Here is an 11,878-nt window from a genome sequence, read left to right as displayed (position 1 = left end):
CATGAAGAAAAATATTTTAAATATTATACTCATTTTTACTTGTGCTATTGCTTTTTCTCAAGTTAAAATCCAGCCAGGAATAAAGTCTGGATTAAACATTTCTAACTTATCAAACGTTAGTAGAAGCGACTCTAAAACAGGATTACAAGGTGGCTTATTTTTAAATATTAAATTAACGCGTTTTTATGAGTTACAACCTGAAATAAATTACTCTAATCAAGGTGCAACTATAGAATATAGATCTTTTAGTAACGATATTTTTAATTCCTCAATTATTACTCGTGAAAGAGATTTAGTTTTAGAGTATATAGGCTTAAATGTTGCCAATAAATTTTATCCTATAAACAACTTAGGTTTTAATCTTACTGTTGGTCCAGGACTAGACATTCTTATCAAAGATAATGATACAGATATTACACCTATAGACATCGTCTTTTTTGGAGGTGTTGGTTATGAATTTCCTTTTGGTTTAGGGTTAGAACTAAGATACAAACAAGGCATTATTGATGTTCGTGACGATTTTTATGATGATTATGATTACGACGACGATGATGACGATGATTATTTTGATGACACTATTTTAAATGGTGTGATTCAATTTAGTATTTCTTATAGACTTGATTTTTCGAAATAAACATGCAATTAAACGATTTTTATACGCTAACTAATTTAAATGTTGTTGATAATGCTGTCACAGCACATATCACAATTAATAAAGATCATGATATCTTTAAAGGGCATTTTCCAGGAAATCCTGTAACTCCAGGAGTTTGCATGATGCAAATTATTAAAGAGCTAACCGAAAAGGTGGTCGATAAACAATTACAGATGCAATCGTCTAGCAATATTAAGTTTATGGCCATTATAAATCCTGAAAAAACACCAGATTTAGAGCTACAACTTAATATAGAGCAAACCGAAACTGGCTACAAAGTAAAAAACAGTACTACTTTTGAAGACACTGTGGCACTAAAATTGACAAGTAACTTTATAGTGAAATAAAATTACTTTAAAATGAAACTAATATTACTTTTATTAAGTGCTTTAAGCCTAAATGCACAATCTATAAGTATTGATACTGTTAGAGCAGCTTATAAAGATGCTGCGCAAGATAAAAGTAAGGTAGAAGCCTTATACCAATCAATCGCTAAAGTTACCAAGCAAGATCATGTAGTTCTTGTAGCATACAAAGGTGCTGTAATGGCATTGTTTGCGAAACAACAAAAAACTATAAAAGCAAAAAAAGATGGATTTATTGAAGGCGTTTCTCTTGTTGAATATGCTATTGAAAAAGCACCAAATACTATAGAAACTCGCTTTATTAGATTAACCATTCAAGAAAATACGCCTAAACTTCTTAGGTATAAAAAAAATATTGAAGAAGATAAACATTTTATACTTACACAATTTAAAAACATAAAATCTTCACATTTAAAAAATCATATAAAAGACTATATTTCCCAATCTAAAGTCTTCTCAGATGAAGAAAAATCAGTAATTTTAGGTTTCTAAAGAAGACCTTTTCTTGAGTGAATAAAACGCTAATACTTCAAAAAATAAAAGACTTAAACGTTTGTGTGTTAATTCCAACATACAACAACGAGCGTACTTTAAAACGTGTTATTGATGGTGTTTTGCAATTCACTAACAGTGTCATTATTGTTAATGATGGTTCTACAGATAGCACAGCACAAATTCTAAAAAACTATTCGCAATTAGAACAAATTCATGTTCCAGAAAATAAAGGAAAAGGAAATGCTTTACGTGTTGGCTTTAAAAAAGCAACAGCTTTAGGATATGAGTATGCAATAACAATAGATTCTGACGGACAACATTTTCCTGAAGACATTCCTGTATTTATTGAAGCACTAGAACAAGTAGAACATAAAAACCTTTTACTTATTGGAGCTCGCAACATGGAGCAAGAAGGTGTTCCTGGCAAAAGTAGCTTTGGCAACAAATTCTCTAATTTTTGGTTTTGGGTTGAAACTGGAATCAAACTTACAGACACGCAATCTGGTTTTAGATTATATCCTTTAAAAGCATTAGATAAACTTAAATTTTACACCAATAAGTTCGAGTTTGAAATCGAAGCTATTGTTAAAGCAGCTTGGAATGATGTGGTTGTAAAAAACGTCCCTATTCAAGTGCTTTATGATGAAAGCGAACGTGTATCACACTTTAGACCTTTTAAAGATTTTACTAGAATAAGCATTTTAAATACCTGCTTAATTGTAATACTTCTTTTTTACATCATCCCTAGAAATCTATTCAGAAAACTTAAAAAAAAAGGCGTTAAACGTTTTTTTGTTGAAGACTTTTTAGGAAGTCAAGATTCTCCAACAAAAAAAGCCTTATCTATAGCGCTTGGTGTGTTTATTGGCTTGTCTCCTTTTTGGGGTTTTCATACTGTAATTGTCTTGTTTTTAGCTCTTGTTTTAAGATTAAATAAAGCCATTGCTTTTGCGTTTTCTAACGTAAGTTTACCTCCTTTTATTCCGTTTGTATTGTATGCAAGTTCTAAAATGGGACAGTTTATTTTAGGTATAGACTACAACTATACCTTAGATATGTTTAAAAATGGTTTTGAAATTACAGACCATCTAAAAACCTATATCATTGGTAGTTTTTCTTTAGCTATTGTTAGTGCTCTTGTGTTTGGTTTTATCGGATTTTTATTCTTTTCTATTTTTGAAAAAAAGAACGCAGCACTCCAAAATGGATAAGCTATTTTATTACATATCTCAGCGCATTGCTGCTCAAAAGCTTTTGAGTATTGGTGTTTTAATTGCATTACTCATAAGCTTATTATTTGGAGCTTCTCGTATTGAATTTGAAGAAGATATCAGCAAGCTAATTCCGCAAACCGAAACATCTTTAGAAGCACAAAAAGTACTAAAACAAGTTAATTTTGCCGACAAAATTATTGTTAACATTCAGCGAAAGGAAAACGGAAGCATTGCTGATCTTACACAATACGCAACACAATTTATTGATAGTGTTTCAACAACTTCAGAAGCATTTATAAAAGATATTCAAGGACAAGTAGCAGATGACGACATCACAAAAACTTTAGATTTTGTGTATCAAAATTTGCCACTTTTTCTAAACGAAAAAGATTATCAAAGCATTGAACGTAAATTACATAAAGATAGTATTCAAGCACTTACAAATGCTAACTACAAAACCTTAGTATCACCTTCAGGATTTATTGCTAAAGAACACATTTTAAAAGATCCTTTAGGTTTATCCTTTATCGCTTTAAAAAAACTAGAAACTTTAAGTTTTGGAAACGATTTTACTTTACACAACGGATTTGTATTAAGTAAAGACAAAAACAATGTCTTACTGTTTATTTCGCCAAAATTTGCCTCAAGCGAAACCGATAAAAATGCTGTGTTTGCAGATGCACTTTACAAGCTTCAAAAGCAGTTGAACCATAGCTTTAAAGATACTGTTTCTGCCGAATATTTTGGTGGTGTTTTGGTAGCTGTAGCCAATGCTAAACAGATTAAAAAAGACATTCAGCTTACCGTTGGAATTGCCATAAGTATTTTATTACTCATCCTCGTTTTATTTTATAAAAAGTTGAGCGTTCCTATTATTCTATTTGTTCCAACAGCATTGGGAGCACTTCTGGCTATAAGCATCTTGGTTTTAATTCGTGGGAAAATTTCTGCTATTTCTTTAGGAATTGGCTCTGTACTTCTAGGTGTTACACTCGATTATGCATTACACATTCTAACACATATACGTAGCAATTCGGAACTTAAAACACTTTACAAAGAAATTACCAAACCTATTTTGATGAGTAGTTTAACTACTGCTTTAGCATTTTTATGTTTACTGTTTTTACAATCGCAAGCTTTACAAGATTTAGGGATTTTTGCAGCAATAAGTGTACTTAGTGCTTCGGTTTTTGCACTTATTATTATTCCGCAAGTATATAAAACAAAAGTAACTACAAGTACGCGAAACACTTATATTGATCGTGTTGCTTCGCATCCTTTACATAAAAATAAGTGGAGCTTAATTGCACTAACTGTTCTGCTTGTAATAAGTCTATTTACTTATAACAAAGTAACCTTTAATAAAGATTTAGCAAAGCTAAATTTTGAACCAAAAGCCTTAATAGAAGCTCAAGAGAGATTAAATGCGCTAACTAATTTCTCTTCTAAATCGGTATATCTAGCAGCTTATGGTAAGACCGAAGAAGAAGCCTTAAAGGTGAATGATGCTATGTTTCCGTTATTAGAAGGGTTAGAAAAACAAGATAAAATTATTAAGTTTAGTTCTATAGGCGCTTTAGTCCAGTCGCAAACGCTTCAAAATGAAAACATAACAACTTGGAATCGTTTTTGGTCTTCAGAAAAAAAGCAAGCACTTAAAGATAATCTTATTGAAAGTGGTAATACGCTTGGCTTTAAATCTTCAACATTTCAACCCTTTTACAGCTTTCTTAATTCTGAATTTTCACCTTTAAATGTTTCAGATTATAAAGGTTTAAATACCATTTCTACTGAAGATTTCATCACTACAAAAAACCAATTTACAACCATAACAACATTGGTTAAAGTGCAAGACGAAAATGTAGAATACCTTATTGAAAATTTTAAAGATTTTAAACACACTGTCGTTATTGATAGAAAACATATGAACGAAACTTTTTTAGGAAACCTAAAACATGATTTTAACCGTTTAGTTCTCTATTCATCAATTGTTGTTTTACTCTTATTACTCCTGTTTTACAGAAGTGTTTCTTTAACTTTAGTTACCGCAATTCCTATTGCTTTAACATGGTTAATGACTATTGGAATTATGGGATTATTAGGTGTGACATTTAACATCTTTAATATCATTATTTCGACATTTATTTTTGGTTTAGGTATAGACTACTGCATTTTTATAACCAACGGTTTATTGCATAAATATAAAACTGGTGAGAATGTATTGCCAACTTATAAAACCTCAATTATTCTTTCGGTAATAACGACCATTTTAGGAGTTGGTGTTTTAATTTTTGCAAAGCATCCTGCATTACATTCTATTTCCTTAGTATCTATTATAGGCATTTTATCTGCTTTGCTTATATCGTTTAGCATTCAGCCTTTACTTTTTAAGCTGTTTATAGGAAGTAAAACCAAACGACCAATCACTTTGCCTTTACTCTTTCATTCGGTATTGTCGTTTGCGTATTATGGTATTGGCGGATTTTTATTATCGTTAGTTAGTGTTATTGTAATTCCGTTGATTCCAATTTCTAAAAAAATTAAAATGACTTGGTTTCACAAGGTGCTTTCTTCTTTTATGAAATCGGTTTTATACAGCAATCCTTTTGTTAAAAAACGCATTATTAATTTAACTAAAGATACCTTTAAAAAACAAGCCATCATTATTTCTAACCATACGTCTTTTTTAGATATTTTAGCCATAGGCATGCTGCATCCAAAAATTATTTTCTTGGTTAACGATTGGGTTTACAACTCTCCTATTTTTGGTAAAGCTGTTAAATTTGCTGGATTTTATCCTGTTTCTAGTGGTATAGATAAAGGCGTTACTCATTTACAAGCTAAAGTAGATCAAGGCTACTCACTTATGGCTTTTCCTGAAGGCACACGTTCGTATACCAATAAAATGAAACGCTTTCATAAAGGTGCTTTTTATCTGGCTGAAAAATTACATTTAGATATTGTGCCTATTCTTATTCATGGGAATTCTGAAGTATTACCAAAAGGAAGTTTTATAATAAAAAACGGTTGCATTACTCTAAAAATATTAGATAGAATTCCTGCTGAAGACACCAGCTATGGTTCTACTTCTAGAGAAAAAACAAAAGCCATAAGCACACATTTTAAACAAGCGTTTAAAGCGCTTCGTAAAAACATTGAAGGTGATACTTATTTTCATAATATCATACTTGAAGATTTTAGATACAAAGGTGATGTGATTTACAAGTCTGTAAAAAATGATTTAAAAACCTATGCCAAAACCTATAAGCTAATTATAGATCATATAGATGACAATGCAAGTATTGTGCACCTTTCTAAAGATTATGGACAACTGGATTTTTTACTCGCCTTAGATAATCCAGGTCGAAAAATCTTCAGTTATTTTGAAGATGCAACCACTCAAAACATGGTTAAAAACAGTTTTATCACAAATGCTAATTATAAAATTACTGTTTGTCATTCTGTAGAAGATCTTAAAAATAATACTGCTAGTGTCGTCATTATTAATTCAGAAGACTTCAATAAAAATCAATTAAAAGAAATCGCTAATACTGCAAATCTTTTTATATTACTAAAAGAAAGCCGAGATTTATATCCTGATACCATAACACAATTAGGTTATACTATTGAAGTAGAAAATAAATCCCTAATTATTTTAAAAAAACAGAATCTTGATAAAGTATAAATCACATTATGATGTTGTTATTGTTGGAAGTGGTTTAGCTGGATTGGTTTCTGCCATTATTTTAGCCAAAGAAGGAAAGCGTGTGTGTGTTTTAGAAAAAAACAATCAATATGGCGGAAACCTTCAAACCTTTGTTAGAGATAAAACTATTTTCGATACAGGAGTGCATTATATTGGAGGTTTAAGCGAAGGTCAAAATCTGAATCATTATTTTAAATACATCAATATTTTTGATGATTTAAAGCTTCATAAAATGGATGAAGATGGATTTGATATCATTTCCTTTGATAACGATCCTAAAGAATATAAGCATGCGCAAGGCTATGAAAATTTTATCAAAAACCTTGTCAAAGATTTCCCTGAAGAAGAAGAAAACATTAAAAACTATTGCAAAAAATTACAAGAAACTTGTCAAAAATTTCCACTATACTGTCTTGAAAAAGGCAAACCATATTATGATGATGCTGAGATTTTTCAGCTTTCAGCAAAAACATTTATAAATTCATTTACCGACAACAAAAAATTACAAGCAGTTCTAGCAGGTTCAAATTATTTATATGCTGGAGATCAAAATAAAACACCGTTTTATGTGCATGCTTTATCTACCAATTCTTATATACAAAGTGCTTACAGATGTATTAATGGTGGAAGCCAAATTACAAAAGCCCTTATTAAGCGTTTAAAAGAACATCATGGCGAAACTTATAAACACCATGAGGTTAACAAGTTTAATTATGTAGATGGAAAAATAACATCTGTAACCACTACAAAAGGGATAGAAATAAAAGGTAATGTGTTTATTTCTAATATCGAACCTAAGCTGACTATAAAAATGGTTGGTGAAGATAAGTTTAGAAAGTCTTATACTAATCGAATTCAAAAAATTGAAAGCACAATTGCTGCTTTTACCTTATACATTGTTTTAAAACCCAATACCTTTAAATATCTAAACAAAAATTATTACCATTTTAAAGATCCTAACAGAGTTTGGGATAATATTAATTATACACAAGAAAGTTGGCCAGAAGGTTATATGTTCTCTATGGGAATTAAAAAAGGAGAAACAGAATATGGCGACAGTATTGCTGTGATGACCTATATGAATTATGACGAAATGAAACCATGGAAAAACACCTTTAACACTGTGGCTCATAAGAACGAAAGAGGTCAAACTTACGAACAGTTTAAAACCGAAAAAGCAGAAATTCTACTCGATGAATTAGAAAAAAAATTCCCAAATTTAAGACGTTGTATTAAAACCTATTACACCTCAACTCCTCTATCGTATAGAGATTATATTGGCAGCAACAGAGGCTCTATGTATGGCTATACTAAAGATGTAAATAAACCTTTACATTCTCACGTATCTCCCAAAACAAAAATTAAAAACTTGTTTTTTACTGGACAAAGTTTAAATATGCATGGTATATTAGGTGTAACTATAAGTGCTATTATTACCTGTTCTGAAATTCTTGATAAAGATTATCTGTTAGATAAAATTTTGTACTCTAATAAACAAGAGCAGCACTAAGTTGTATATTATGGGACAATTTAAATTAACAACCATTGAAATTGTAAAAGACATTAGCAAAGAAGATTTTGTAAAAAACTATTACAAACCTCAAAAACCTGTTTTAATCAAAAATCTTACTAAAGATTGGAAAGCGTTTCATAAATGGAATTTAGATTACATTCAATCCTTAGCTGGAGACCAAATTGTTCCTTTATACAATAATGAAGCTACAAAAGGCAAACAAAAATCTGCCGAACCAGCTACAGAAATGAAACTTTATGATTATATAGAAATACTAAAAACCAAGCCTACAGATTTACGAATTTTCTTTTATGATTTGATGAAAAAGATGCCTGTGTTAAGTCAAGATTTTAAATATCCAGAAATGGGTTTAAAATTCTTTAAACGATTACCTGTTTTGTTTTTTGGAAGCAAAGGCTCGCAAGTTTTAGCTCACTATGATATGGACTTGGCAGATTTGGTACATTTTCATTTTCATGGTCATAAACGTGTTACATTATTTTCACCTGAGCAAACCAAGTTTTTATATAGAATTCCATTTGCTGTTCATAATCTTGAAGACATTGATATGGCAAATCCAGATTTTGAAAAATTTCCAGCATTACAACATGTCGAAGGCATACAAGTTGAAATGAAACATGGTGATGCTCTATACATGCCAAGTGGTTATTGGCATTTTGTTGAATATCTAGATGGTGGATTTTCAATGACCTTAAGAGCTTTTTCAAGAAACCCTAAAATTGCTTTAAACATGCTTTATAATGTGTTTTTTATGCGACATTTTGAAAATTTTATGCGAAAATGGAAAGGTCAAAAATGGTTAGATTACAAAAACAAAAAAGCCATAGATAAAACTCATAAAACACTTCAAAAATTACATAAATGAAGTTACATTTAAACATATCGACGACTTGCTTTTATTATATCGCAATACTTTTGCTACTTACGTCTTGTGGTGTTTCAAAATCTATTAATCATATTCCAGATGTGAGTAATTATAAGGTTTCTATTGAAGAAAGAGTTGCAGTAAACGACTCAACTTTTACATTAGGAAATAACAGTTTTTCAAAGAACAAATATGGCACTTGGGAAATGTATGCCGAAGGCAATCCATATCAATTAGGCTTAAATCAAGGTTTGCTTACACAAGAATTAGCTCACCAACAAGAGCGTGTGTTTTTAAAGAAAGTGGACGAGCTAGTGCCTTCAAAGTTTTGGCAAAATATGCTTCGGAAAATTTTAGCTTACTACAACCGAAAAATGTATTTACATGTTCCTGAAATCTATAAAGCAGAAATTTTCGGACTTTCAAAATACGCTTCAGACGATTATAATCATATTGCAGAAAAGTATTTAAGAATCTTATACCTTCATGGTGCACACGATATTGGTCACGCTATGCAAGATTTAATGTTGGTTGGTTGTTCTTCGTTTGCAGCTTGGGGAAATAAAACCGAAGATGGTCAACTTATTATTGGCAGAAATTTTGATTTTTATGCTGGAGATGATTTTGCAAAAAATAAAATCGTTGCCTTTATAAATCCAACAGAAGGACACAAATTTATGTCTGTAACTTGGCCAGGAATGATTGGTGTTGTTTCTGGCATGAATGAGCATGGATTGACCGTTACAATAAATGCAGGAAAATCTAAAATTCCTTGGGTTGCCAAAACACCAATTTCTATACTTACACGAGAAATTTTACAATATGCTTCTACCATAGACGAAGCCATTGCTATTGCAAAAAAGCGTCAGGTATTTGTTTCAGAATCTATTTTTATAGGAAGTGCCAAAGACAAAAGAGCAATTACTATTGAAGTATCTCCTAAAAATTTTGGTGTTTATGATGTTGAAAATTCTAATCAGCTTATTTGTTCTAATCACTTTCAAAGTGAGGCTTACGCAAAAGATAAAAACAACATAAAACACAAAGCTGAAAGTCATTCTCAATATCGATATGAGCGTATGGAAGAACTCTTAAATGCTTCTGAAAAATTAAACGTCGAAAAAGCTGTTGCAATTTTACGAAACAAAGAAGGACTTAATGATAAAGCTATTGGCTACGGAAACGAAAAGGCATTAAATCAATTACTAGCGCATCATGGAATTGTTTTTAAACCTGAAGAAAAACAAGTTTGGGTATCTTCAAATCCTTATCAATTAGGTGCTTTTGTGGCTTATGATTTAGATGACGTTTTTAATGATAATCGTTCGCATGTTAATGTATCTCAACCAGAATTACTTATTGAAGCAGATGATTTTCAGTATACAAAAGCCTTTCAAGATTATGAACAATACAGAGTGTTAAGCAGAACGCTTCAAAAAGCAATTAACGAAGACACACATCTTGAACCAACAATGCTTTCTAAAATACAACAATTAAATCCCGAATATTGGGAAGTCTATTATCTTGTTGGAAAGTACTATTACGAAAAAGGGTATTATACAGCAGCTTTAATTAGTTTTGAAAAAGCTAAAACCAAAGAAATTACAACTGTTCCAGATCAAGAAGCATTAGAAAAATATATTAAGAAAATTAAACGAAAATTATAGTTATGATTCCAAAAATAGAACAAGCTTCTACTCAAGAGATAAAAGCCTTTCAAGAAGAAAAGCTTAAGGAATTATTAGCCTATTTAAACACTAATTCTACATATTATAAACGTGTGTTTTCAAAACACAACATCAATATAAGCAATATTAAATCTATTGAAGATTTAGTACAGATTCCTCCTACTACAAAAGACGATTTACAACAATATAATGACGATTTTTTATGTGTTCCAAAACATAAAATTATAGATTATGTTACTACTTCTGGAACCTTAGGAGATCCTGTAACCTTTGCTTTAACAGATAAAGATTTAGAGCGTTTGGCATACAATGAAGCTATTTCTTTTGCCTGTGCTGGTGTTACAAATAACGATGTTTTACAACTTATGACAACCATAGACAGACGCTTTATGGCTGGATTAGCATATTTTCTTGGCGTTAGAAAATTAGGCGCAGGAATTATACGTGTTGGTGCAGGAATACCTGAGTTACAATGGGATTCTATTTTAAAATTTAAACCCACTTATCTTATTGTTGTGCCTTCATTTTTATTAAAATTAATTGAATATGCAGAGCGTAATGATATCGATCTTAATGCTTCTGGAGTTAAAGGTGCTATTTGTATTGGAGAACCCTTAAGAGAGCAAGATTTTTCGTTGAATACTTTATCACAAAAGATAACTTCTAAATGGAACATAGAATTGTTTTCGACCTACGCATCTACAGAAATGAACACTGCATTTACTGAATGCCAACACCAACAAGGTGGTCACCATCATCCAGAATTAATTATTGTTGAAATTTTAGATGATTCAGATCGTCCTGTTTCTCAAGGAGAAGTTGGAGAATTAACCATTACAACTTTAGGTGTAGAAGGCATGCCTTTGCTACGCTTTAAAACTGGAGACATGGTTAAAGCATATCATGGTCCTTGTGCATGTGGAAGAAACACCATGCGCTTAGGTCCTGTAGTTGGAAGAAAAAAGCAAATGATAAAGTATAAAGGAACGACTTTGTATCCTCCAGCAATGCACAATATTTTAAACGATTTTGCAGATGTAGAATCATACATTATTGAAATCTCTCATAATGCTATTGGTACAGACGAAATTTTAATTAAAATAGCGACTAAAAACACTTCTCAAAAATTACTACAACATATAAAAGATCATTTTAGAGCAAAGCTTCGTGTAGCACCTAAAATTGAGTTTCACGATAAAAGAGAAATTCAAAAGCTACAATTTCCTGCTATGAGTAGAAAACCTATTCATGTCATTGATAAGCGTTTATAATTTTTAATACATAAATTAGAAATAATTGTATTTTAAATTTAAATCATACGCTTTTTTGTCTTTGTTTTTCTTAGTATTTTTGAAT

General features: G+C 30.9%; 9 protein-coding genes. All 9 read left to right on the top strand.

The genetic code is table 11. The annotated features are described in order from the left end of the window. The first annotated feature begins 1 nt into the window (after position 1). The 9 genes from ACP15M_RS07315 to ACP15M_RS07275 are packed head-to-tail and all read left to right on the top strand — an operon-like array spanning position 2 to position 11,793. Entirely contained in the window at positions 2-634 is a 633-nt protein-coding gene (locus tag ACP15M_RS07315) for a porin family protein (protein WP_425076534.1), read from the top strand. A 2-nt stretch (positions 635-636) separates the two neighbouring features. Continuing rightward, on the top strand, positions 637-1,002 hold the full coding sequence (locus ACP15M_RS07310) for a 3-hydroxyacyl-ACP dehydratase (protein ID WP_425076533.1): 366 nt from the start codon (positions 637-639) through the stop codon (positions 1,000-1,002). A 12-nt stretch (positions 1,003-1,014) separates the two neighbouring features. Next, positions 1,015-1,512, top strand: coding sequence for a hypothetical protein (locus ACP15M_RS07305; RefSeq protein ID WP_425076532.1), 498 nt, complete (start codon positions 1,015-1,017; stop codon positions 1,510-1,512). Positions 1,513-1,529: 17 nt separating this feature from the next. Further along, a complete protein-coding gene (locus ACP15M_RS07300) occupies positions 1,530-2,726 on the top strand; it encodes a DUF2062 domain-containing protein (protein ID WP_425076531.1) in 1,197 nt (398 codons plus the stop codon). Continuing rightward, positions 2,719-6,414: an MMPL family transporter gene (locus ACP15M_RS07295; protein ID WP_425076530.1), complete on the top strand. Its 3,696-nt coding sequence runs from the start codon at positions 2,719-2,721 to the stop codon at positions 6,412-6,414. The genes ACP15M_RS07300 and ACP15M_RS07295 overlap by 8 nt, the downstream gene beginning before the upstream one ends. After that, a complete protein-coding gene (locus ACP15M_RS07290; protein ID WP_425076884.1) occupies positions 6,404-7,945 on the top strand; it encodes a phytoene desaturase family protein in 1,542 nt (513 codons plus the stop codon). The genes ACP15M_RS07295 and ACP15M_RS07290 overlap by 11 nt, the downstream gene beginning before the upstream one ends. A gap of 10 nt (positions 7,946-7,955) precedes the next feature. After that, positions 7,956-8,834 (top strand): cupin-like domain-containing protein, encoded by an 879-nt coding sequence (locus ACP15M_RS07285; protein WP_425076529.1) that lies wholly within the window; start codon positions 7,956-7,958, stop codon positions 8,832-8,834. Continuing rightward, on the top strand, positions 8,831-10,501 hold the full coding sequence (locus ACP15M_RS07280) for a C45 family autoproteolytic acyltransferase/hydolase (protein ID WP_425076528.1): 1,671 nt from the start codon (positions 8,831-8,833) through the stop codon (positions 10,499-10,501). Before ACP15M_RS07285 ends, ACP15M_RS07280 begins: the two co-directional genes overlap by 4 nt. Positions 10,502-10,503: 2 nt before the next feature. Further along, positions 10,504-11,793, top strand: coding sequence for a phenylacetate--CoA ligase family protein (locus tag ACP15M_RS07275; RefSeq protein WP_425076527.1), 1,290 nt, complete (start codon positions 10,504-10,506; stop codon positions 11,791-11,793). Positions 11,794-11,878 lie beyond the last annotated feature (85 nt).

The sequence above is a fragment of the Psychroserpens sp. S379A genome, from assembly GCF_049800755.1.
Lineage (GTDB): Bacteria > Bacteroidota > Bacteroidia > Flavobacteriales > Flavobacteriaceae > Psychroserpens.
Note: the sequence above shows the minus strand (reverse complement) of the source record. Positions and strands in the feature narration are given on the sequence as shown.

Excerpts from the sequence above, each read along its gene's own strand:
- ACP15M_RS07285 (WP_425076529.1), top strand. The coding sequence starts at position 7,956 with ATGGGACAATTTAAATTAACAACCATTGAAATTGTAAAAGACATTAGC.
- ACP15M_RS07305 (WP_425076532.1), top strand. The coding sequence starts at position 1,015 with ATGAAACTAATATTACTTTTATTAAGTGCTTTAAGCCTAAATGCACAA.
- ACP15M_RS07295 (WP_425076530.1), top strand. The coding sequence starts at position 2,719 with ATGGATAAGCTATTTTATTACATATCTCAGCGCATTGCTGCTCAAAAG.
- ACP15M_RS07280 (WP_425076528.1), top strand. The coding sequence starts at position 8,831 with ATGAAGTTACATTTAAACATATCGACGACTTGCTTTTATTATATCGCA.
- ACP15M_RS07315 (WP_425076534.1), top strand. The coding sequence starts at position 2 with ATGAAGAAAAATATTTTAAATATTATACTCATTTTTACTTGTGCTATT.
- ACP15M_RS07310 (WP_425076533.1), top strand. The coding sequence starts at position 637 with ATGCAATTAAACGATTTTTATACGCTAACTAATTTAAATGTTGTTGAT.
- ACP15M_RS07275 (WP_425076527.1), top strand. The coding sequence starts at position 10,504 with ATGATTCCAAAAATAGAACAAGCTTCTACTCAAGAGATAAAAGCCTTT.